Origin of the sequence: Clostridium sp. B9 (genome assembly GCF_050509515.1) — a bacterium.
GTDB lineage: Bacteria > Bacillota > Clostridia > Clostridiales > Clostridiaceae > Sarcina.
The window spans coordinates 2,074,072-2,099,964 of sequence record NZ_JBNWKA010000003.1 but is presented as its reverse complement, the minus strand read 5'-3'; the positions used below and the strand labels follow the sequence as shown (position 1 = coordinate 2,099,964).

Annotated in this window: 16 protein-coding genes; 15 read left to right on the top strand and 1 reads right to left on the bottom strand. The window is 28.9% G+C overall.

From position 1 onward, the window contains the following. Positions 1-5 precede the first annotated feature (5 nt). The gene (locus ACQZHJ_RS09475) at positions 6-1,622 is read left to right on the top strand and encodes a putative polysaccharide biosynthesis protein (protein WP_430485310.1); all 1,617 of its coding nucleotides are present in this window, start codon (positions 6-8) and stop codon (positions 1,620-1,622) included. Positions 1,623-1,665: 43 nt separating this feature from the next. Here ACQZHJ_RS09475 and ACQZHJ_RS09470 read toward each other — a convergent pair whose 3' ends face one another. Next, positions 1,666-4,272: a calcium-translocating P-type ATPase, PMCA-type gene (locus tag ACQZHJ_RS09470; RefSeq protein ID WP_430485309.1), complete on the bottom strand. Its 2,607-nt coding sequence runs from the start codon at positions 4,270-4,272 to the stop codon at positions 1,666-1,668. Between the two features lie 282 nt (positions 4,273-4,554). Between ACQZHJ_RS09470 and ACQZHJ_RS09465 the strand changes: the two genes are divergently transcribed. The 14 genes from ACQZHJ_RS09465 to ACQZHJ_RS09400 all read left to right on the top strand — a co-directional run bounded on the left by ACQZHJ_RS09465 (position 4,555) and on the right by ACQZHJ_RS09400 (position 25,715). Beyond that, the gene (locus ACQZHJ_RS09465; RefSeq protein ID WP_430485308.1) at positions 4,555-5,478 is read left to right on the top strand and encodes a nucleotidyltransferase family protein; all 924 of its coding nucleotides are present in this window, start codon (positions 4,555-4,557) and stop codon (positions 5,476-5,478) included. Beyond that, positions 5,471-6,577: a phosphotransferase enzyme family protein gene (locus ACQZHJ_RS09460; RefSeq protein ID WP_430485307.1), complete on the top strand. Its 1,107-nt coding sequence runs from the start codon at positions 5,471-5,473 to the stop codon at positions 6,575-6,577. Before ACQZHJ_RS09465 ends, ACQZHJ_RS09460 begins: the two co-directional genes overlap by 8 nt. 100 nt (positions 6,578-6,677) lie before the next feature. Then, positions 6,678-7,469: a rhomboid family intramembrane serine protease gene (locus ACQZHJ_RS09455; protein WP_430485306.1), complete on the top strand. Its 792-nt coding sequence runs from the start codon at positions 6,678-6,680 to the stop codon at positions 7,467-7,469. Between the two features lie 51 nt (positions 7,470-7,520). After that, positions 7,521-8,900, top strand: a complete 1,380-nt coding sequence (locus ACQZHJ_RS09450; RefSeq protein ID WP_430485305.1) for an MATE family efflux transporter — start codon at positions 7,521-7,523, stop codon at positions 8,898-8,900. Positions 8,901-8,976: 76 nt separating this feature from the next. After that, positions 8,977-9,669: a polyphosphate polymerase domain-containing protein gene (locus ACQZHJ_RS09445; RefSeq protein ID WP_430485304.1), complete on the top strand. Its 693-nt coding sequence runs from the start codon at positions 8,977-8,979 to the stop codon at positions 9,667-9,669. A gap of 30 nt (positions 9,670-9,699) precedes the next feature. Further along, positions 9,700-10,368, top strand: coding sequence for a DUF4956 domain-containing protein (locus ACQZHJ_RS09440; RefSeq protein WP_430485303.1), 669 nt, complete (start codon positions 9,700-9,702; stop codon positions 10,366-10,368). Positions 10,369-10,370: 2 nt separating this feature from the next. Beyond that, entirely contained in the window at positions 10,371-11,864 is a 1,494-nt protein-coding gene (locus ACQZHJ_RS09435) for a CotH kinase family protein (protein ID WP_430485302.1), read from the top strand. Between the two features lie 18 nt (positions 11,865-11,882). Next, positions 11,883-13,931 (top strand): hypothetical protein, encoded by a 2,049-nt coding sequence (locus ACQZHJ_RS09430; protein WP_430485301.1) that lies wholly within the window; start codon positions 11,883-11,885, stop codon positions 13,929-13,931. An 11-nt stretch (positions 13,932-13,942) separates the two neighbouring features. Beyond that, on the top strand, positions 13,943-15,076 hold the full coding sequence (locus tag ACQZHJ_RS09425) for a HEAT repeat domain-containing protein (RefSeq protein ID WP_430485300.1): 1,134 nt from the start codon (positions 13,943-13,945) through the stop codon (positions 15,074-15,076). Continuing rightward, a complete protein-coding gene (locus tag ACQZHJ_RS09420) occupies positions 15,070-16,485 on the top strand; it encodes a glycosyltransferase family 2 protein (protein ID WP_430485299.1) in 1,416 nt (471 codons plus the stop codon). The genes ACQZHJ_RS09425 and ACQZHJ_RS09420 overlap by 7 nt, the downstream gene beginning before the upstream one ends. A gap of 202 nt (positions 16,486-16,687) precedes the next feature. Then, positions 16,688-19,036 (top strand): helicase C-terminal domain-containing protein, encoded by a 2,349-nt coding sequence (locus ACQZHJ_RS09415; RefSeq protein WP_430485298.1) that lies wholly within the window; start codon positions 16,688-16,690, stop codon positions 19,034-19,036. Between the two features lie 167 nt (positions 19,037-19,203). Next, the gene (locus tag ACQZHJ_RS09410) at positions 19,204-21,231 is read left to right on the top strand and encodes a YgiQ family radical SAM protein (protein WP_430486884.1); all 2,028 of its coding nucleotides are present in this window, start codon (positions 19,204-19,206) and stop codon (positions 21,229-21,231) included. A gap of 285 nt (positions 21,232-21,516) precedes the next feature. Beyond that, the gene (locus tag ACQZHJ_RS09405) at positions 21,517-24,444 is read left to right on the top strand and encodes an acyl-CoA dehydratase activase-related protein (protein WP_430485297.1); all 2,928 of its coding nucleotides are present in this window, start codon (positions 21,517-21,519) and stop codon (positions 24,442-24,444) included. 8 nt (positions 24,445-24,452) lie between these two features. Next, positions 24,453-25,715 (top strand): 2-hydroxyglutaryl-CoA dehydratase, encoded by a 1,263-nt coding sequence (locus ACQZHJ_RS09400; RefSeq protein WP_430485296.1) that lies wholly within the window; start codon positions 24,453-24,455, stop codon positions 25,713-25,715. The last annotated feature ends 178 nt before the right edge of the window (positions 25,716-25,893 follow it).

The window sequence follows — 25,893 nt, the reverse complement described above, 5'->3', positions numbered from 1 at the left end:
TTTTTATGAAAGAGCAATCTATAACTAAAGGTTTTGCAATACTTTCTATTGCAAGTATAGTTGCTAAGGTATTATCTTTAGTATATGTACCTATATTAACTAGCATTATAGGTGATGTTGGTATGGGGATATATGGAAAAACTTATGATATATTTGTTTTTATATATGCACTAACAAATGTTGGTTTACAAACAGCTATATCAAAACATGTTTCTGAGTTGAATGCTGTAGGTAATTACAGAGATGCTTTAAGAAGTTTTAAGATTTCAAGAGCTTTTTTACTTGTTGTGGGAACTTTATTCACTATAGGTTTAATGTTAAGTGCCAATTTCTTAGCAAGAATAAGTCAAACTCCAGAAATGGTTTATCCAATAATATTCTTAGCACCAACAATAATGATTACAACTGTTTTAGTTACTTATAAAGGATATTTTCAAGGAAGATCACAAGCTACACCAATTGCTATTGCTACTATTATAGAGCAAGTAGTAAATGTTGTGTTAAGCTTAGGATGTGCATATTTTCTTATTAAAATGAGTGTTTCATTAGGGGTTGCAGGAGGTACTCTTGGTACATCTTTTGGAGCTTTAATAGCAGTTATATATTTAATGTATATATATAACATATATGGAGTTGAGAAAGAAGCTAGAAGAAAACAAAATCCTGATGTTAAAAGATTAAGAGGTAAAGAAATAGCTAGAACTTTATTTAAATATGGCTTACCAATAACTCTAAGTACTGGCCTTCAAAACCTTGGTAATATAATAGATATGCTAACAGTAAGTAATAGATTAGTCGATGCAGCAGGATTTTCACAAAATGAGGCTAATGCTCTTTATGGATACTATGCAACAAGATACAAGACATTATTTAATGTTCCTATGGTGTTTATAACATCATTAGGATATATGTCATTACCAGCTATATCTAAAGCTTATGTGCTTAAAGATAAAAAAGAGATAAAAAGTAAGATCGATTTTTCTATGAGAGTTACATATCTTGTTTCAATACCATCCGCTGTAGGTTTAGCTTTATTAAGTGAAAATATATATAATTATATATTCCCAGATTCAAGAGGATATATGATGATGGTTATAGGAGCAGCAATAATTCCATTAATGGGAATAGTTCTTATGCAAAATGTAATTCTTCAAAGTGTAAGTCAATTCTATTATGTATTATTTACTCTTGCTTTAAGTATTGTTGTTAAATTTACATTAAATATGGCTTTGGTTGCAAATCCAAAAATAAATATATATGGTGCTGTTGTAGCAGGTATGGCAGCTTTTACTATATCGATGGTGTTAAATCACTTTAGAATGAGGAAAACTTTGAGAATGAAAATATCAATGTTTAAATATGCTATAAAACCTATATTAGCATCTGCATATATGGGAATAGGTATTTATTTATTACAACTTATATTATCATTCTTTATGGATTTAAATAAATTAAGCACTTTAATTGGAATTCCTATATTGCTTTTAATAATAGCTATAGGAGGATTTATGTATCTTCATGCTATTATTGTTTTAGGTGGAGTTAGGAAAGCTGATATAGAAGAGGTATCACCAAAACTTTTAAGAGTAATGCCAAGATTTCTTAGAAAAAATATTAGATAGAATAAAAAAAGATTAGCAATTTAAAATTGCTAATCTTTTTTTATTACTTTCTTCTAAAAATTTTAAATACTTCATTTATAACAAATGGTATAAATGATACTAAAATAACAACTAACCAATCATATGGTAGTAGAGGAGTAACCTTAAAAATACTTGCTATTGGAGCTATAGAAATTATGGCTACTTGAAGGAGTATTCCAAATAAGATTGAATATATTAGATACTTATTTGAGAATAGCCCAAGAGAGAAAGCAGATTTCACATTACTTCTAATAGAGAGTGAAAGAAATAATTGAGAAATACTTAAAACTACAAAAGCCATAGTTTGAGCATGTATCAATGAGTCAGGATATAAATTTTCACCTAATTTAAAAGCAAATAAAGTTATACCACCAATTAACAAACCATTTATAATTAATTGGATTTTATCACTTTTTACAAATATACTTTCTTTTGGACTCCTTGGCTTCTTATCCATAACATCTTCTTTAGTTTCATCAACTCCTAAGGCTAGGGCTGGAAAACTATCTGTAATAAGATTTACCCACAATATATGAATTGGTTGAAGAGGGGAATTCCAATTTAATAGTATAGCAGTAAATAAAGTTATTATTTCACCTAAGTTACATGATAGTAAAAATACAATAGATTTTTTGATGTTTAGATATATCTTTCTACCTTCTTCAACAGCTGAGACTATCGTTGAAAAGTTATCATCTGTTAAAATCATATCTGAGGCTCCCTTAGATACATCAGTACCTGTTATACCCATAGCAACACCAATATCAGCCGCCTTTAATGAAGGGGCGTCATTAACACCATCACCTGTCATAGAAACTATATTTCCATGTGATTTAAAGGCTTTTACTATTTTAACCTTGTGTTCTGGGGATACTCTTGCAAAAACTCTAAAGTTTATTATCTTTTCATTAAATTCATTGTCATTAAAATTATTTATTTCAGCACCTGTTATAGCCTGAGAAATATTTTCTGCAATTCCTAGTTCATTAGCTATAGCAAAAGCTGTGTTTTTATGGTCACCTGTTATCATTACAGTAGTTATTCCTGCACTCTTACAAAGCTCTATGGAATCTTTAACCTCTAATCTTGGAGGATCTATCATTCCGACCATACCTATAAATATCAAATTCTCTTCTAAACTATCTAATACTATATTCTCTTTTGAAATATCTTTATATGCAAAGGCTAATACTCTCAGAGCTTTATCTGACATTATATTAGAGTTAGTTAAAATCTTTTCTTTATAATCTTTAGAAAAATCTACTATAGTACCATTTATAGATATTTTATTGCAAATTGATAGTATTGAGTCTAAAGCACCTTTAGTAAACACTCTTGTTTTATCATTAATAAGATTAACTGTTGTCATTAGTTTTCTATCTGAGTCAAAAGGTATTTCATCTATTCTTTTAAAATCTCTTTCAAGGTCTTCTTTGAGAATATTTAGTCTAAAAGAGCTTTCAAGAAGAGCAATTTCTGTTGGATCACCAGTTTGAGCTTTATCAGAATAAGTAGCATCATTACATAGTGTCATACAATCAATTAGAAGATTAGCCTCTTCAGAATCGTTTTTGAAATCTTCATCTTTTATATAACTATCATTTAAATAAAGCGTAGTAACGGTCATTTTATTTTGAGTTAATGTACCAGTTTTGTCAGAACATATTATATTTACTGAACCTAATGTTTCTACAGCAGGGAGTTTTCTTATGATAGCATTCTTTTTAACCATTCTTTGAACACCTAAGGCTAAAACTATTGCTACTATGGCAGGTAATCCTTCTGGAATTGCAGCAACAGCTAAGGAAATAGCAGTTAAAAACATTTCTAATAAATCTCTTCCTTGGAAGAAGGAAATTACAAATATAAGTATGCATATACCAACAGCAAGTAATCCAAGGATTTTACCTAGTTCACTTAATTTTTTTTGTAGAGGAGTTTCTTCACTTTCTTCTTGCTCAATCATTTTAGCGATCTTACCTATTTCGGTATTCATTCCAGTTGATACAACAACACCAATCCCACGACCATAGGTTGCTAAAGTAGACATAAATGCCATGTTTTTTTGATCTCCTATTGGTAAATCAGTATCACTAGAGAATAAGAAGTCTTTTTCAGCAGGAACTGACTCACCAGTAAATGCTGATTCTTCAATCTTAAGATTAGCTGTGTCTATTAATCTTAAGTCTCCAGGAATGTATCGTCCAGCATCTATAATTACTATATCGCCAGGAACTATGTCCTCAGATAGAATTTCTGATAATCTACCATCTCTTTTTACTAAGGCTTTTGGAGTTGAAAGCTCCTTAAGAGCCTCAAGTGCCTTTTCAGCCTTAGCTTCTTGGACAACTCCAATTATTGCATTTATTAAAACTACAAGTAGAATTATAAGTGCATCACTTATTTCGCCAAGAAAAGCAGATATAATAGCAGCTGCTATTAAGATATAAATCATAACATCCTTAAGTTGAGCAAAAAACTGTTGTACTAATGTTTTTTTCTTTTTTGTAATAAGTTTATTTTTACCATATTTATCTAAGCGTTTTAGAGCTTCTTCTTGCGATAATCCTGTTTTTTCATTTGCTTTTAATTTCTCTAAAACTTCTTCTTTAGAATTTTTATACCACAAAATAATCACATCCTTTCTCATTATATTAGGTTGTAAGTTTTTATAAAAAAAATACGGAAAAAATGAAAGTATTTTTAATACTTTATAAAATAATATATTTTTTAAAAGACAAAAGTGATAATATTTAACAAGATTTAAAGAATTTATAAATTTTAAAGAAAGTTAATTTAAAAATATAGAAAATTTAGTAAAATAAACTTATCTATTTGAATGATTTATGGTAATTGTAGTTATTTTAAAACAAAATAGTAAATGGATTTGCTATAAAAGGGGGAAATAAAAATGACCAAGCCTACTTTAGTTATAATGGCAGCAGGAATGGGTAGTAGATATGGAGGATTAAAGCAACTAGATAAAATTGGACCAAATGGAGAGACTATCATTGAATATTCTATTTATGATGCTATTAAGGCTGGTATAAAAAAAGTTGTATTCATTATTAAAAAAAATATTTTTGAAGTTTTTAAAGAAACAATAGGTAATAAGATAGAAAAGATAGTTGAGACTGAATATATATTTCAAGAGTTAGATACTATAGAGATTGAAAATGTTAAAAATTATAATAGAGTAAAGCCTTGGGGAACAGGACATGCAGTTTTATGTTGCAAGGATGTTGTTAAAGATCCATTTGTAGTAATAAATGCAGATGATTTTTATGGAAAGAGTACCTATGAAATTATTGTAAGTGAGATTATAATGAATAAGGATGATTCATATAAGTACACTATGGCTGGATTTAAGGTTGAAAATACATTAACTGAGTTTGGAAGCGTATCTAGGGGGATTTGTAAGGTAGATAGTCAAAACTATTTACTTTCAGTTGATGAAAAAACTAAAATAAAAAGAGTTCATAGTGACATAGTTTATGAGGAAGAGGACATTTTAACAAAAATTGAAGAAGGGACCTTAGTTTCTATGAATATATGGGGATTAAAACCTAGTATATTTGAGGAACTAGAAGATAAATTTGTTGAATTTTTAAATAATAAAAATATTGATAAGAAAAAAGATGAATTTTATCTTCCAGTAGTAATAGATGAACTTATAAAAGAAAATAAGGCTGAGGTTAAGGTGCTTAAGTCTAATGAACAGTGGTATGGCGTAACTTACAAAGAGGACAAAGAAAAAGTAGGACAAGCTTTAAGAGCTTTATCCAAAACAAATTATCCAGATGATTTATGGAGGGAGTTTAAAGAGGATGAATAAGATTTACAATTTTAACGATATAGCAGAAAAATTTGATTTAGAGGGAAAACTGAAAAAATCCGACAGTCATGTTTGTGGACACATAAACGATACATTTATTCTTCAATGTGAACTTGAAAATGGAGAAGAAATTAAATATGTTCTTCAAAGAATAAATTCTGATATTTTTAAAAATCCAGATGAATTAATGGATAATATAGAAAAGGTAACTTATCATATAAGTAAAAAAGTTTTGGAAGAGAATGGTGATCCTTCAAGAGAAACTTTAAATATAGTAAAGACTAAAGATAATATGAATTATTATAAAAGTGAAGAAGGAGATTATTGGAGAGTATTTAAGTTCATATATGGAGCAAGAACTTATCAAATGGTTGAGAAGCCAGAGCATCTTTATACTGCGGGAAAAACTTTGGGGAAATTCCAAAAGCAATTAGCAGATTTTAAAGTTGATTCTCTTTTTGAAACAATAAAGGATTTTCATGATACAGAGAAAAGATATGAGGCTTTCTTAGAGGCTGTTGAAGCCGATAGAGCAGGAAGATTAGAAAGTGTAAGAGAAGAGGTTGATTTTGTTATTAATCGTGCAGAAGATACAAAAGTATTAGTAAACATGATTAAAGCTGGAGAATTACCATTAAGAGTTACTCATAATGATACTAAATTTAATAATATAATGATTGATGATGAAACGGGAGAAGGGGTAGCTGTTATAGATTTAGATACTGTTATGCCTGGACTATCATTATATGATTTTGGTGATTCTATACGTTCAGGGGCAACAACAGCTTTAGAGGACGAAACAAATTTATCAAAGGTTAATTTTGATTTGAATTTATATGAGAATTATACTAAAGGATTCTTAGAATCAGTAGGAGATTCTTTAACTGAAAATGAAATAGCATACTTACCATTTTCAGCTAAGCTTATGACATTTGAATGTGGAATGAGATTTTTAATGGATCACTTAAATGGAGATACTTATTTTAAAGTTCATAGAGAAAACCATAATTTAGATAGAGCAAGGAATCAATTTAAGTTAGTTAGTGATATGGAATCACAAATGGATCTTATGAAAGAAGTTGTAAATAAATATTTATAATATTAAATATTTACTGTTCTTCATCAATTTTAAGGAATATAATGGATTGAGTGGATTTTTAGGAATCCACTTATATAATATTTAAGGAAGGAGAATAGAAATGAAGTTTTTAGATAAGCTAGAACGTAAGTTTGGAAAATATTACATAAAAAACTTAATGGCATACATAATAGGATTAAATGCAATTGTTTATATAATGATGTACACGTCAATGGGACAAGGTACTGTAAATAATTTAGTGTTAGTACCGGATTTAGTGCTAAAAGGAGAAGTGTGGAGATTAATAACATTTATTTTTGTTCCACCATCATCTAGCATAATATTTATAGCTTTTGTGCTTTATTTATATTATCTTGCTGGGACAACACTTGAGAATTATTGGGGAGGATTTAAGTTTAATGTCTATTACCTTATAGGTATTTTAAGCACAATACTTATTTCTTTTATAACAGATACACCAGCAACATCAGCATATATAAATTTATCATTATTTTTAGCTTTTGCTAGGATAGCACCTGAGTTTCCAATGCTTATATTTTTTATAATACCAGCAAAAGCAAAGCATTTGGCTGTTTTAAACTGGATATTTATAATATACAATCTTATATTTGCAGGCTCTTTGGGTGAAAGATTATTAGTTTTAGCACCAGTTATAAATTACTTAATATTCTTTGGTAAAGATATATTAACTAGAAGTGTATCATCTACTAAAAATTATCAAAGACAGAGAGAATTTGATAAAAAAATAAAGCCAACAGAATATAGACATAAATGCGTTGTTTGTGGAGTTACAGAAATAGAGAATCCTAATATGGAATTTAGATATTGTTCTAAATGTTCAGGAAATAAATGTTACTGTATTAATCATATAAAAAACCATAAACATACTTAGTAATGGATAACAATAAAATAGTAGAAATGAACAAATGAAAGGAGATTTGTTATGAGTAAAAAAAATACTGATTTAGGAAAAGACAGTATAGGTAAATTATTATTCAAATTAGCTACTCCTGCTATAATAGCACAACTTGTTAATGTACTGTACAACATAGTAGATAGAATGTTTATAGGTAGACTTCCAAGTGGGGATATGGCTATGGCCGGAGTAGGAGTGGCATTTCCTATAATAATGATAGTATCAGCTTTTAGTGCCTTAATAGGTATGGGAGGAGCCCCTTTAGCAGCAATAAAAATGGGGGAAAAGAAGCAAGAAGATGCTGAAGAGATAATGTCAAACAGTTTTTCATCTCTTGTAGGATTGGGACTTATACTAACAGTATTTTTCTTAGTATTTAAAGAACCTATTTTATGGGCTTTTGGAGCTAGTGAAGCAACTATAGGATATGCTTTAGATTATTTAGGTATCTATCTTGTAGGTACAATATTTGTTCAAATAGCTTTAGGAATGAACCCTTTTATAAACACTCAAGGGTTTGCTAAGGTTGGAATGGTTACTGTAATGGTTGGAGCAGTTATAAACATAGTATTAGATCCTATATTTATATTTGGATTTGATATGGGAGTAAAAGGAGCAGCATTAGCTACACTACTAGGTCAAATGGTATCAGCTATATGGGTATTATATTTCTTGTTTGGGAAACAAAGTATTTTAAGAATAAGAAAAAAATTCTTAATGCCTAAAGTGAAGATAATGCTTTCAATAATGGCCTTAGGAGTTTCGCCATTCATTATGCAGGCTACAGAGAGTTTAGTAATAATAAATATGAATAATAGTCTTCTTAAATATGGAGGAGATTTAGCTGTAGGGGCTATGACTATAATGAGTAGTATTATGCAAATAGTATTATTACCTCTTATGGGATTATCTCAAGGAGCTCAGCCTATTATTAGTTACAATTATGGGGCACAGGCATTTGATAGGGTTAAAAAGGCATTTAGATTATTGCTAATATGTTGTATGGTATTCACTGGAGTAATGTGGGCATCACTTATGCTTGCACCAGAGGTATTTGTAAAAATATTCAATAGTAATAATCCAGAACTTATGAATATAACAAGTTGGAGTATAAGAATATACTTTGCAGGAATACTTATTTTCGGAGCACAGATTGCTTGTCAACAGACATTCTTAGCTTTAGGACAAGCTAAGATATCCTTAATACTTGCACTACTTAGAAAAATTGTGCTTTTAATACCATTTATGTATATACTTCCAATGTTCTTTGAAAACAAATTGAAAGGTGTTCTTATGGCAGAGCCTTTTGCAGATATAATTGCAGCTTTATCTACAATAGTATGCTTTACTATATTCTATAAAAAAAGTCTTTCAAAGGATTCAGAAGAAGTAGAATTAACTTATTAATAAATAAAAGCTATTTTAAAACAAATTAGAGTTTTAAGATAGCTTTTTAAATAAATTACAAAAGGAGAAGCTAAAGGTGATAGTAAATAGAAGGGAATTGAAATATGCCATTAGTGAATTTGATTACTATAAGATAAATGACTTATTAAAGCAAATATTGACACCAGATAGTAACAATGGGGATTATGGTTATCGAATAAGGAGTCTTTATTTTGACTCTGTAGACAACTGTGATTATTATGCAAAAATACACGGTGAGGAGGTTAGAAAGAAAATACGCCTTAGAATTTATGATACTAGTTGTCAATGGGTCAAGCTAGAGATTAAGAGAAAGATGAATATTAATCAGAAAAAAGAAACTTTAAGCATTAAAAGGGAAGACGCTATAGAACTTATAAATAAAAACTATGCAGTTTTACTTAATTATGATAGTGAAATAGCCGAAGCGGCCTATAATATAATGACTATTGGGCAATACCAGCCTGTTGTTTTAGTCGAATATAATAGACGTGCATATATTCATGAGGAAAATAGTATAAGGGTTACTCTAGATAGCGATATTAGAGCTAGTGAAACAGATTTTGATATATTTTCAAATGAGGTGTTTTTAAGTCCAGTATTTACACATTATGATGGATTGTTAGAAGTTAAGTATGATGGTGATTTCTTCTGTTGGATATCACAGATAGTAAATGGAAGAGATGCTATTAATCAATCAATGAGTAAATATTGTTCTTCAAGAAGATTTTTTGAAAGTTATTTAGCTTAATATTTATGGAAGACATATGGGGGAAGAAAAATGAAGGAAAGATTATATGATTATTTAATAAGTAACAGCAGTGAAATAGGAGCATTTAAAGCTCTAGAAATACTAATTATAGCTTTGTTAATAAGCTTAATAATATTTGTGACATATAAAATAACTTACAGTGGAGTTATGTACAATAAGAAATTTAATGTATCTTTAGTTATGCTTGTTTTAATTACAAGTATGGTAATGATAGTAATAGGAAGTAATATAGCTTTATCATTAGGTATGGTAGGAGCTTTATCTATAGTACGTTTTCGTACAGCAGTTAAGGATCCTAGAGATACAATGTATATATTTTGGGCAATTTCATCAGGTATATGCGTAGGAACTCAAAGTTATGTTATAGCTTTAATAGGTACCGTTTTCTTAAGTATAGTAATATTTGCTTTAAGTGTAGGTGGTCTTGGTAAAGAGGACAGATACATATTAATAGTAAGAGGTATTAGGGAAAAAGAAGAGGAAATGATGAGTTGTGTTTTTAAGGCTTTTAAATCTGGGCAGTTAAGAGCAAAAAATTCAACAGGTAAAAATATAGAGCTTGTTTATCAAATTAAGATAAATAAGGAAAATGATAAAGGAATATTAAAAGAACTATATGCTATAGAGGGAGTTTCAACAGTAAACATAATAGCTCAAAATGGAGAAACTTTAGGATAGCAATGAATATTAAAAAAATATTTGGAGTAGTAGCTACTAATATATTAATAGCTACCCTCTTTTTTGGATGTAATGTTGAAACTTCCGAAAAGCAAACATTAAATGAGAGTGTTGAAAAAGAAGAAGAGGGATTAAAAGTAGCTATTGAAGATAACAAGGGATATAATCTTCCTTTGATAGTTATAGATACAAAGGGAGAGAAAATAAATGGAGAAGAAAGAATAATCGCTGATTTTAAAATATACGATTCTAAGGGTGAATTAAATTATTTAACAGATAAAGAGGAAATTCATTCAAAGATATCAATAAAAACAAGAGGGAATACAACAAGACTAGTTCCTAAAAAACAATATAGTATAGATTTAGTGAATTCAGAAGGGAAAAAAATAAAAAAGGAAGTCTTAGGAATGCCTAAGGATTCAGAATGGATATTAAACGCACCTTTTGAAGATAAATCTCTTATGAGAAATCATTTAGCCTATTCTATTTCTAGGGAAATAATGGAGTATGCTCCAAGGTCAGAGTACTGTGAAGTGTTTTTGGTTGATGATGGAAGCAAAGAAATTAAAGAAGAACACTATAAAGGCGTATTTCTTATGGTGGAGAAAATAAAGAGGGGTGAAAATAGGGTTAATATAGGTAAAAGCAATTCTTCGAAAAATGAAACTAGTTTTATAGTACAAAAAAACAATGAAAAAGCTGAGGATATTATTTTTGATAATTATGGTTTTGAAACCTATATTTATGATTATCCTGTTTTAGCTTCTTATCCTAAAAAAAGTTTAACTGATAATCAAAGAGAGTATATATCTAGAACTATAAGTATATTTGAAAGAATACTTTATTCTGATAAATATGATGATGATACTATGGGGTATGAAAACTATATAGAGGTTGATAGTTTTGTTGATTATTTTATAATAAATGAATTCTTCAATAATACAGACGCAGGTATATTAAGTACTTACATTTATAAAGATTTTGGAGAAAAGATAAAGGCTGAACCAGTGTGGGACTTTAATACCTCTATGGGTAATAATAATTTGCTTAGTCCATATTTTGACTATAAAGGATTTTATATGAATAGAACTTCGTGGTTTGATAGATTAATGGAGGATAAGAGTTTTGTAGCTAAGGTAATTTCAAGATATGAAGTACTTAGGAAAACTTATTTAAGTGATGAATATTTAATAGATTTTATAGATAGGACTGTAGAAGAATTAGGAGAGGCAGTAAATAGGAATTTTGAAGTTTGGCCATTTTATATGTGTAATCAAGTTGAGATGTTTAAGGAAGGAAAAAATGACTTTACAAGTTTTGGAGACAATCCAAGGTTATTAGATGAATATTTAAAGAATAACACACATTTATTAAAGTCTACTGAGAATATGTCAAATTCATTTGATGAAGAAATAAATATGCTTAAGGTATTTCTTGTAAATAGAGGCGAATGGGTTGATGAAAATATAAGGAAGCTTTATAAATGGACAGATTAAGGGAAGAGAGTTTATGCTATGAAGAAATTTTTATATTTTAGTATAGTTATATTTTTAGTAGTGATTCTAGGATGGAGTTTCATAGAAAAGGTTGCATGTTTAAGGGATGAAGTAACAAGTTTTTCAAGAGTAGAAGATAAAAACATCCTAGTAAATGATGAAAAGTTTACTTTAAAGGGAATTAACATAAGTTCAGTAGAGCCTGGAGGCTTTACAGGAGATTTTAAAGCATCAGAGGAAGACTATTTAAGGTGGTTTGGATATATTGATGATTTAAAAGTTAATAGTCTGAGAGTTTCAGGGCTTATGGATGCTGATTTTTATAATGCACTGTATGAGTTTAATTCAAGGAGAGAAAAGCCAATTTATTTGTTGCAAGGGATTTCATTTAATGATGAATATATAAATGATGGGTTTGGATTACAGAGTGAAACTGTTACAAAAGATATGGAGGATGAAATAAAGAAGGTTATAGATGCTATACATGGTAATAAAGAACCTTTTTTAACTTCTAATTCAGATGAAATATATTCAAAGGATGTATCTAATTACGTTATAGGATATACCTTAGGAAATGGACTAGCCTATAATGATGTAATATATTCAGAACTTATGAATACACTTGGAGATTTTAAAGGAAAGTATGTATATTCTAAGGACGGTGCTTCGGATACTGAAAAATATATTGCATATTTGGCTGATTATATAGTTTCTTATGAAAGTAACACTTATAAAAGTCAAAGACTTATAAGTTTTGTAGCTAGTGACAAGGATTCTATAAATTCAGAGGCTGGAATTAAGGATAGAACTTTAAAAAGGTATGTTGATATTGAAAAGTTAGGAACAACAGAAGAATTAAAATCAGGTTTGTTTGTATCTTATAATGTTTCAATATTAAAAGATGAATTTACTAGAGAAAGTCAAAATATATATGAATATTTTAAAGAATTAAACGAGGTCCATACCATACCAGTTGTTATATCTGAATACTCAGTTCCATCAGCTAGAATGGCTGGAGACTTTATTAGAGATGAAGAAAAAGGATATATAACTGAAAAGGAACAAGGAGAACTTCTTTTAGAAGGATATAAGGCTATAAAGGAATCAGGATGTGCAGGTAGTTTTTTATTTGAATGGCAAGATTGTTGGTATAGATCATCTTGGAATACAAAGGAATTAGTTACTCTAGATAAAAGTGCATACTGGAGTAATGCACAAGTATATAGTCAAAACTTTGGATTGCTTGCCTTTGACCCAGGCAAAGAAAAGAGCATTTCATATCCAGATAATACGATAGAGGAATGGGATTTAGATGATATAGTTTCAGAAAGTGAAGATGTATCTTTATCAATGAAATCTGATGAAAAATATTTATACTTTATGGCTAAGTTTAATGAATCTATTGGTGACGAAGATAGGTTGTTCATAGATTTAAATATAACACCTAAGTCTGGAAGTAAAATTAATTCTGAATTAGGATTAGAGTTTGAAGAAGAGGCGGATTTTATTATTTCTTTAGGAAAAAATATTCAAAGTGAGCTTCTAGTACATGAGTATTATGATTCATATAAGTTTATAGAAAACACAAAAAAATTAAAGGTTAATCCAAATGATATAGATGTTCAAAAGAATGGAGAAGGATTTTCAGTAGTAAGATTACATTCAAGGGAAAGAACTTACTCTGAAATTACTAATTCTTTTAAGGAAGCTAAAGCTTATGAGACAGGACGACTGATTTTAGGAAATGGGAATCCAAATAGCCAGGAGTTTAATTCTATATCAGATTACTTCATTGGTGAGGATTATATAGAGATAAGGGTACCTTGGGCCCTATTAAACTTTAAGGATCCTACAACTAAAACTATTCATGATGATTATTATAGTACATTTGGCTTTGAAGGATTAGTAATTGATGCAATATCAGTTGGAGTTACTCTAAAAAGTGGAGATGAAAGTCATAGGGTTAGTTCTGCTAAATATGAATTATCAGGATGGACGATGCCTAAATACCATGAAAGACTTAAAGAGTCTTATTATATTATAAAAGAAGAATTTAGTAAGAGTTAAGGGGGATATAAATGAAATTAGTACCATATATATTTTTAACTCTTATTTGCTTCATATATTTAATTTTTATGGGCATTATATATATGAAATTTGAAAAGAAGAGGGTAAAAAAGGAAGAAAATAAGATAAATACATTGGAAAAGAAGTTAGAGGAAGTTTTGGTTAGTCAGTTTATGAATGTAATATCTGGAAAAGAAGTTGATAAAGGTAGTCTTGAATATACTAATAAAATTTTAAGAAGTTCTAGTGGAAAGGTAGCATTTAACAATGTATTGTTTAAACTTAATAAAGAAAGAAAATTTTCAGCTTATACATCTAAGTTAATGAAAAATTATGAAACATTTGTGTTACAAGAGATTTATAAGTATAACAAGAAGGATGACATAAAAAAAGCATATTTATTATATTCACTAGGTGAATACAAGCTTTGTAATGAAGAAATAAAAAAACTTCTAATCAAAGAACTTATTAGAGATTCTCTTTATGTAAGATATAATGCATTAAACTCTATTTCTAACATAGGAGATAAAGAAACAATAATAGAAGCCTTAAGGTATATTTCTAAGAATAATATTTATGTTAATGAAAAGATGTTCTTAGAAGTATTAGATAAATCAAAAAATGATTTAGACATAAGCAAAAGTATTATGAAAAATCTTTCAGAATTCAATACTTATGTACAAAGTATTATAATAAATAGTTTTTCTAAGAATAAGTATGCTTTATGTGGTGAAGAACTTTTAAATAAGCTTTCTTTAGAAATGGATAGAGAAGTAAGGATAAGTATAATAAAATACTTTGGATGTGTTAAAATCGAAAAGGCTAAAGAAAAATTAATATCTCTTTTAGAATCAAAATGGTGGGAAGAGAGAGCATTGGCTGCCAAAAGTCTTAATTTATATTATTCAGATGAGGTTGAGGAAAATTTAAAGAAGAGCATAAAAGATTCTAATTGGCATGTTAGATTAAATTCTGCTTTAACGATTATAGAGAATAATTGTAGTGAGAAGTTAATTGAAGAGATATTATTAGATTATGATAAATATGCAAATGAGATATTATTATATGTATTAAAAGATAAAAGTAGAGATCTATATGAAAAATTTTCTGAGGAAAAGAATAGGAGTATGGCTTTAACATGTTAGAAAATATAGTCGATTTTATAAATATATTCTTTATGTACTACATCTTTATTTATGCCATAATATTCTTTGTATCTACTATTTACTCAATAGTCAATTTACATGAAAGTACTCTTAGAAAAAGATATAAAAACACAATAAATATATATGATGAAAGCAATTATATGCCAGTTTCTGTATTAGTACCAGCATATAATGAAGAAAAAACTATTTTAAAATGTGTAGAATCATTACTTTCATTAGATTATCCAGAGTATGAAATAATAGTAGTTAATGATGGTTCTAAAGATAAGACAAAAGATGTTTTGATTGAAAGCTTTAATTTGAAAGAAGTTAAAAAACCAATAAGAAAACAGTTAAAATGCAAGGAGATTGTAGATGTTTATGAAGGATTTAATAAAGTTAAGATAACTTTATTAAATAAAGAAAATGGAGGTAAAGCGGATGCTTTAAATATGGGAATAAATGCTTCTAAGTATCCTCTATTTCTAACTTTAGATGCAGATTCTATTCTTCAAAGAGATTCTTTAAATAACATAATAGTTCCTTTTATGGAAAATGAGAATACAATTGCTGTAGGTGGAAATGTAAAGATATCTAATAATGTTTTAATTGAGGATGGAGTAGTTAAAAAGAATTCGGTACCGAATAGATGGCTTGTAATATTTCAGTTGATAGAATATTACAGAGTATTTTTAACAACTAGAGTTTGGTTTAATAAGTTTAATGGTAATCTTATTATTTCGGGAGCTTTTGGTTTGTTTAAAAAGAAGGCTGTAATAAACGTAGGGGGATATGATTCTGGTAGTATAGGTGAAGATATGGAACTTGTAGTTAAACTACATTCTTTTAATAAAAAAAATGAAAATAAATATAGCATACAATACACTCCAACAGCCATATGTTGGTCTCAAGCGCCTACTAAATTAAAAGATTTGATGGGACAAAGAAGAAGATGGCATATGGGACTTATGCAAAGTTTACTTGAGCATAAGTATATATTTCTAAACTTAAAATACGGAGTTATAGGTACATTTTCATTTTTATATTATCTTATATATGAAATGTTATCTTGTTTAATTGAAGTTGGTGGAGTTATATTTATAGCAATTTCTTACCTTACAGGTTTTATAAACTTAAGGTTCCTAATAACGTTTATGATTGTTTATCTGATATATAGTTCTTTAATATCTATATCTTCAATATTTTTAGAAGAGTATTTCTTTGATACAAAGATAAGCTTTGGTGGAAAAGTTAAGCTTATATTATTTAGTTTTTTAGAGGCTTTTGGATATAGACAACTATGTTCAATATTTAGAATCATAGCTATATTTACTTACAAAAAGAAAAAGGCTGTGTGGGGAGAAATAGAAAGAGAAAGTTATTTAGAAAAAGATAGGGCTAGTCAATAAAAGGTGGGTTATATCAAGACTTAATAATAAATTTGAAAACATATTGCTAAAATCACTAGATAAGATTTTTATGATGTTTACAAGTTTTGTTAAAAAATTGTTTTGATATGGCCCCTTTTCTTTTAAGTATAATTGGTGTTATGGTAAACTTTAATTAAGCTATATTAAGAGTAGTTAATTAAGATAAAAATAGGTGATTTACATGAGTTTAGATATAATAAAGGTTTCTATTAGAAGCTTAGTTGAATTTGTAATGAGAAGTGGAAGTATAGATAGCAGAATAAAAGCTTCGGTAAGAGCAGTAGAAGGTATAAAAGGACATAAAAAAATACAAAGTGAATACTCAGAGAACTCAAAATCAGAAGTATCATTGAGAGAAGAGGTAGAATTTGATGACTTTATATTAAGAATTGAAGGAAGAGCAGATGGTATTTTAAAGGAAGATGATAAGGTAATAATAGATGAGATAAAGACCACTACAAGAAATGTTATGGATATAGATGAAAACTATAATGAATTGCACTGGGCTCAGGCTAAGATTTATGCTTACATATATGGTAAAGAAAAGGAGTTAGATGAAATATATGTCCAACTTACTTATTACAATATTGAGGATTTTAACACTAAATATTTAAGGAAAAAATATTCATTAAGTGAGTTAAATGAGTTTTTTGAAAATATTGTTTCCGATTATAAAGAATGGGTCTTGAGCGAGAAAGCATGGAAAGATGAAAGAAATAAAACCATAGAAAATCTATCATTCCCGTTTAAAGAGTATAGAAAAGGGCAAAGAGAACTGGCAATAAGAGTTTATAAGGCAATAGAGGATGGGGCTAAATGTTTAGCACAAGCACCAACAGGTACTGGGAAAACCATATCCACATTATTTCCAACAATAAAATCTTTAGGGAATGATTTTACTTCTAAGATTTTTTATTTAACAGCTAAAACAACTACAAGAGAAGTAGCTAATAGCAGTGTGGAGTTAATGAGAAAAGAAGGGCTTAAGCTAAGAAGTTTAACCCTAACTGCAAAGGATAAGTGCTGTAAGATGGATGAGAAAAAATGCATACCTGAATATTGTCCTTATGCTAATGGATATTTTGATAGAGTAAACTTTGCTTTGAAAGAAGCTTTGGAGAATAAGGGGAATTATGACTTTGAATACATAAGCTTTTTAGCTGATAAATTTAATATATGTCCTTTTGAATTTTCTCTTGAATTAACAAATTGGTGTGATCTTATAATTTGTGATTATAATTATATATTTGATCCTCAAGTGTCTTTAAAGAGCACTATGGATTCAAAAGCAAAGGAATATACATTATTAATAGATGAGGCTCATAACCTTGTTGATAGAGGAAGAGGAATGTACTCTGCTACTTTAAATAAAAACGAATTTTTAGAACTTAAAAGAGAAATTAAAAGTAAGGATAAAGGAATATTCAATTCATTAACTAAGATAAATAAATATTTTATAGAAAAAAGAAATGTTTTAGAGAAATTAGAAACCAAGACATTAATGGAAAAGGAAGAGGGAAAAGAACTTTTAGGAATGCTTAGAGGATTTTTAGAATTAGTTGATATTTTCCAAAGTAAAAATACAGAAGAAAACCAAAAACTTTTAGATTTATATTTTAAAGTGTATAGTTTTTTAACTATAAGTAATTTTTATGGAGAAGAATTTATAACTCTATATAAAGAAGAAAAAAATGATTTAGAAATTTCAATAAATTGTTTAGATCCTTCTAAAATATTAAAGGGTATAATGAGTAGTTTTAAATCGGATATAATATTTTCTGCAACATTATTACCTATTGAATACTTTAAAGAAGTTTATGGATATGCCAAAGAGGATTATTTAATAAACCTGCCTTCTCCATTTGATTCTCATAATAAGCTAACTATTGTAGGACATGATGTATCGACTACTTATAGAAATAGAAAAAAATCTCTTCCTAAAGTGGTTAAATATATAAAAGAATTAGCAGAAAGTAAGGTTGGAAATTACTTAGTATTTTTTCCGTCTTATGAATATATGCTTATGGTTTATGATGAGTTTAGATTTTTGAATTTGGATATAAGTATAAGGGTACAGGAGAATAATATGGATGAATATGATAAAGCCTTATACTTATCTTTCTTTGAAGAGGGAAAAGATAAATCTCATATAGGATTTGCTGTTTTAGGAGGACATTTCTCTGAGGGGATAGACTTGGTTAGAGAAAAGCTTATTGGAGTTATTGTAGTAGGAGTTGGAATGCCTAAGATATGTTTAGAAAGAGAGGCTATAAAAGATTATTATGATTCTTTAGGAGAGAATGGTTTTGATCATGCATATGTTTATCCAGGTATAATAAAGGTATTGCAAGGTGCAGGTAGATGTATAAGAACAGAGGATGATAAGGGTATAGTACTTCTTTTAGATGATAGATATTTTAGTGATAAGTATAAAGTATTACTTCCTAGAGAGTGGTATGAGAATATACAAGTTCAAAATGAAAGAAGTATAAAAGAGGCTTCAAGTGCATTTTGGAATGGGTTATCATAATTTTCAAAAAATTTAGAATAATATACAAAAAGTATTATTAATTAATAGTTGGTTTAAAAAATGGTATAAAATAAAACTTTGTTTTATACCATTTTTAATGTTATAATCATATGAAGATTTATTTAGTTTACATAAATAATGTTAAGAAGAGACAAGTAGGTGAAGAAATGAGTGAAAATAAGTTTTTGCCAATTTGCAAAGATGATATGATAGAAAGAGGATGGGATCAGTGTGACTTTGTTCTTGTAACAGGGGATGCATATATAGACCATCACAGTTTTGGAACTGCAATTATTTCTAGGGTTTTAGAAAATGCAGGATATAAGGTTGGAATAATAGCTCAACCAGATTGGAAAAGTGTAGATGATTTTAAAAAGTTAGGTAGACCAAGAATTGGATTTCTAGTTAACGGTGGAAATATGGACCCTATGGTTAATCACTACACAGTAAGTAAAAAGTTAAGAAAGAAAGACCTATACACTCCTAAGGGGGAAATGGGTAAGAGACCTGATAGAGCTACAATAGTTTATTGTAATAAAATAAGAGAAGCATACAAGGATGTCAATATAGTAATTGGTGGAATTGAGGCTAGTTTAAGAAGATTTGCTCATTACGATTATTGGGAAAATAAAGTAAGAAAATCAATATTAGTTGATAGTGGAGCAGATCTTTTAATTTATGGAATGAGTGAAAAGCAAATAGTAGAAGTTGCTGATTTTTTAAATCAAGGATTTGAGGGGAAATACATAAGACATATACCAGGTACGTGTTATATAGCAGATAGTTTAGACGAAATCTATGAAGAACATATAGTTCTTCCTTCGTTTAAAGAGGTGGCAGAAAATAAGAGAACTTATGCAGAGTGCTTTAGAACTCAATATGAGGAGCAAGACCCTGTAAGAGGAAAAACTTTAGTTCAAGAACATAATGGAAAGTATGTTGTTGTTAATAAACCTCAAATGCCGCTATCCAGAGAAGAGTTAGATAAAGTTTACGCTCTTCCATATCAGAAAACATACCATCCTGTATATGAAAAAGATGGTGGTATTGCAGCAATAGAAGAGGTTAAGTTTAGCTTAGTAAGTTCAAGAGGATGCTCAGGAAACTGTTCATTCTGTGCTATAACATTCCACCAAGGAAGAGTTGTTACTAGTAGAAGTGAAGAATCTATAGTAGAAGAAGCAGAAGGCATAACTAAGTATGAAGACTTTAAAGGATATATACATGATATAGGGGGTCCTACAGCTAACTTTAGAAAGCCAGCATGTAAAAAGCAGTTAACATTGGGTGCATGTAAGCATAAGAAATGTATGGAACCAAGTATATGCAAAAACATGGAAGTAGACCATAAAGAATACCTTCATTTATTAAGAAGAGTTAGAAAGTTACCTGGAATTAAAAAAGTATTCATACGTTCAGGGTTAAGATATGATTACATAATGGCTGATAAGAATGATACATTCTTTAAAGAACTAGTTGAGCATCATGTAAGTGGTCAGCTAAAGGTTGCACCAGAGCATGTATCTCCAAATGTTTTAAAATACATGGGTAAACCAGCTGGTAAAACTTATGAAGAGTTTAGACAAAAATTCTTTAGAATTACTGAAAAATTAGGTAAAAAGCAATACATAATTCCTTACTTAATGTCAAGTCACCCAGGTTGTGAATTAAAAGATGCTATCATGCTTGCTGAATACTTAAGAGATATAAATTACCAACCAGAACAGGTACAGGATTTCTATCCAACTCCAGGTACTGCATCAACAACGATGTTCTATACAGGATTAGATCCATTAACAATGGAAGAGGTTTATATACCTAGAAGCAAAGAAGAAAAAGCTATGCAAAGAGCATTACTTCAATTTAAAAATCCAAAGAACTACAATATAGTTTACGATGCATTAGTTAGAGCTGGGAGAGAAGATCTTATAGGAAATGGCCCTAAGTGCTTAATAAGAGATAAAAATAGTAGAGGGTCAAATAATCATTATAGAAACCATGGAGATCACGGAAATAGTAAAACTCATGGCAAAAATAATGGCAAAAATAATGGCAGAAGAGACGGAAGAAAATCTTCACAAGGTAGAGGATTTGAAGAAGAAACTCCAAAGAAAAAGAACTCACATAGCAAAAAGCAAAGAGGTTCTTCAAAAGGAGTAAGTAGAAAAAATAGCTCAAGAGGGAAAAGAAGATAAATAAAAATAACAGTTATTAGGAATTTCCTAATAACTGTTATTTTTTATGCATATATTTACAGGACATATATAATTGATAGATTAAAGAGAATATTAATTAATTTTAAGATTAAATTTGATTTTTGTTTATTATTAGAAGTTTTATTCAGATGATATAATTAAAATTTTATGATATAGTTAATAAAGAGTTAACATAGTATGAACTGAATTTGCGTTAATTATTCATATTTTGGAAGATATATTAATAAGATTATATCAATTAATCAATAAAGAGGTGAAGCTAACTTGTATTATAAAATAGGGATTGATGCAGGCTCTACAACTTTGAAATGTATAGTTTTAGATAAAGGCGATAAAGTAATTTATTCAAATTATGAGAGACACTTTTCAAAGGTGAGAGAAAAGTTAATAGAAGAATTAAATAATATAAAAAATATAATAGGTGATGAAAGTTTTAAAATAGCTATAACAGGTTCAGCAGGATATGGAATAGCTAGTAAATATAAATTACCATTTGTTCAAGAAGTTTTTGCAACCACTCTTGCTATAAAACAATATTATAGTGATGTTGATGCAGCTATAGAACTTGGTGGAGAGGATGCAAAGATAATATTCTTGACTGGTGGATTTGAGGAAAGAATGAATTCAAGTTGTGCAGGTGGGACAGGAGCCTTTATAGATCAAATGTCTCACTTAATGGGACTAACTGTAGATGAAATGGATAGTCTTAGCTTAAAGCACGAAAATATATATGAAATAGCTTCAAGATGTGGGGTTTTTGCAAAGACAGATGTTCAACCACTTTTGAATCAAGGAGCTAAAAAAGAAGATATTTCAGCTAGTGTTTTTCAGTCAGTAGTAAATCAAACAATTGGTGGGCTAGCCCAGGGAAGAACTATTGAAGGAAAAATAATGTTTTTAGGAGGTCCCTTATATTTTTGTAAAGGACTGAGAGAAAGATTTATAAAAACATTAAAATTAAGTGATGAAAATGCAATTTCTCCTGAGAATGCTCAGGTTTTTGTAGCTATTGGTAGCGCAATATATTCTAAAGAAGAAAAAGAAACATATACATATGAGGAACTTTTAAAGATTATAAATAAAGAACATAAAGAAATAGCCACTATTAATACAATTGATCCTTTATTTAAAGATGAGGATGAATATAAAGAATTCATAGAAAGGCATAATAAGGCTGAAGTCAATTGTAAAGATATAGAGTCATATAGTGGAGATGCTTACATAGGAATTGATGCAGGAAGTACAACAACTAAAGTTGTATTAATTGATAAAGAAAATAATATTTTATATGAATATTATGGGTCAAACAAAGGAAATCCAGTTGAGATTTTAAGAAGTGAATTAAAGAATCTTTATAATATATGCAAGGATAAGATAAAAATAGTTGGAAGTGCTGTTACAGGATATGGAGAAGAACTTATAAAAAGAGCTTTTTCAATAGACTATGGAATAGTAGAAACTGTAGCTCACTATATAGCAGCTAGTCATTTTAATCCTAAAGTAGATTTTATACTAGATATAGGTGGACAAGATATAAAATGCTTTAAAATAAAAGATGGTATAGTTACAAATATAATGTTAAACGAAGCTTGTTCGTCTGGGTGTGGCTCATTTATAGAGAGTTTTGCAAATCAGATGGGATATGATGTTGAAACATTCTCAAAGCTTGGATTATTTGCAAAAAAAGGGGCTGATTTAGGATCAAGATGCACTGTTTTTATGAACTCTTCAGTAAAGCAAGCACAGAAAGAAGGTGCTACTGTAGAAGATTTATCAGCAGGGCTTTCTGTAAGTGTGGTTAAAAATGCGCTTTATAAGGTTATAAGAGCTAGAAGTGTAGAAGAACTTGGAGATAACATTATTGTACAGGGAGGAACTATGTATAATGATGCTATTTTAAGAGCATTTGAAAAAGAACTTAAAAAGGATGTAATAAGGCCTAATATTTCTGGACTTATGGGTGCATATGGATGTGCACTTTATGCTAAAAGAAAGAGTAAAGGAAAGAGTGGTATAATATCTAAAGAAGAATTAGAGAGTTTTACACATAAATCGAAGATTGCTAAATGTGGATTATGTACTAATAGATGTAATTTAACTATAAATATATTCAATGAAGGAGATAGATATATATCAGGTAATAGATGCCAAAGACCGACTGGAAATAAAATAGAAGACAAAATACCTAATATGTATGAATATAAATATAATAAGATAAGAAGCTATGAATCAATTAGTGAGGAATCAAAAGGAACTATAGGAATACCAATGGTTTTAAATATGTATGAAAATCTTCCACTATGGGCTACATTCTTTAAAGAACTTGGATTTAATATTAAGTTATCAGATTCATCTAATAAGAAGATGTACTTAAAAGGACAACATACAATTCCATCAGATACTGTATGCTATCCAGCTAAACTAGCACATGGTCATATTGAAAATCTATTAGAGAAAGAAATAGATTATATTTTCTATCCTTGCATGAGTTATAATTTTGATGAGGGAATTTCAGATAATTGCTTTAATTGTCCTGTAGTTGCATATTATCCAGAACTTCTTAAAACTAATATTGGCAAGCTTAGTGAAGAAAATTTCATAATGGATTATTTAAGCTTAAATAATAAAAAACTACTGGCAAAAAGACTTTATGAAATTTTAAATAGAACCTTTGGAAATATTAAGCGTAAAGAAGTGAAAAATGCACTAGAAAAAGCTTATTTAGAATATGAAAACTATACTAAAGACATTAAAGAAAAAGGTGCAGAGTATATAAAGTATGCTAATGAAAATGGTAAGAATATAATAGTTATAGCAGGAAGACCCTATCACGTAGATCCAGAGATAAACCATGGAATAGATAGGGCATTAAGTGGATTAGGAGTTGTTATTTTAACAGAAGATTCTATAGAACTTAGTCATGAGAAACCAAAAGTTAATATATTAAATCAATGGACATATCAAGCAAGATTATATAATGCTGCAAGTTTTGTTGCTAAAAATAATAATATGGAGCTTATACAATTGGTATCATTTGGATGTGGAACGGATGCTATAACTTCAGATGAGGTTAAAGATATATTAGAAAGTCACAATAAGATATATACTCAATTAAAAATAGATGAAACTAACAATTTAGGAGCCGCTAAGATAAGAATTAGAAGCTTACTAGAGGCTATAGCACAGGAATAGGTGATTTAATGGAAATAATAAATAATAATGGATTTGCAGAATTTACTAAAGAAATGAAAAAAACTCATACTATTGTAGCCCCAACTATGTTGCCTATACACTTTGAACTTATATCAAAAATAATGAAGAACTATGGATATAAATTAGAGTTCTTTAATGGAGATACAAATAGTGCCATAGAAGAAGGGTTAAAAAGTGTTCATAATGATATATGTTATCCAGCTATGATTGTTATTGGACAACTTATGGATGCAATAAAGAGTGGGAAATATGACCCTAATAAAACAGCTTTAATAATAAGTCAAACAGGTGGCGGATGCCGTGCTTCAAATTATATTCATTTATTAAGAAAAGCCTTGAAAGAAAATAATTTAGAGCATGTGCCGGTAATATCATTAAATGCTAGTGGTTTAGAAAAGCATGAAGGATTTAAAATGTACCCAAGTCTAACAATTAAGGCTATATATTCCCTTTATTATAGTGATTTGTTAATGTATATGTATAATCAGTGTAAATCCTATGAGTTAGAAAAGGGGGCTACCGATAGACTTTTAAATAAATGGCTAGAAGAACTAAATACTAGGTTTGATGGCTTAGGTTATCTTAAAATGAGAAAAATATATAAAGAGATAATAGAAGATTTTTCTAAGTTGGAATTGGAAAAAATGGAAAAGGTTAAGGTTGGTATAGTTGGAGAGATTTATCTTAAATATTCTCCTCTAGGAAATAATGATTTAGAGAAATTTTTAAGAGAAGATAATGCAGAGGTTGTTATGTCTGGAGTTATGGATTTCTTTATGTATTGCCTATCAAATGCTGAAATAGATAAGAAGTTATATGGAATGAAGAAATTTTCTAGTAAGTTAACAAAGTGTGGGTGTACTTACTTAGAGCATTTACAAAATATTATGATAAAATCAATAAAAAAATACTCAACATTTAGAGCACCTGCTTCCTTTAAGGAATTAAAAAATTCTGTTGAAGAGTATATTGGAAGAGGCGTTAAAATGGGAGAGGGCTGGCTTATGACAGCTGAAATGCTAGAACTTATAAATAGTGGGGTTAACAATATAGTTTGTGCTCAACCTTTTGGATGTCTTCCTAATCATATAGTTGGTAAAGGAATGATTAGGGGTATAATGGAAAAACATCCAGAAGCTAATATAGTAGTTGTTGATTATGATCCATCTTCAACAAAGGTAAATCAAGAAAATAGAATAAAATTAATGCTTGCTAATGCAAAGCTAAGTGAGTATTTACTAAAGCAGTGAGTTTATTAAATAATAAAAAGAGTACATTTTAATACAAAATGTACTCTTTTTACTTTCTCTTTATTATAAGTGAGCATTAATTTTTATTGGTATTTAAGCAGAAATTTATTTTAGAGAGAAATTTTCCTTAAAAGTACCTTAAATAATATTAAATTAAGTTTAGTAAATATAATATTTA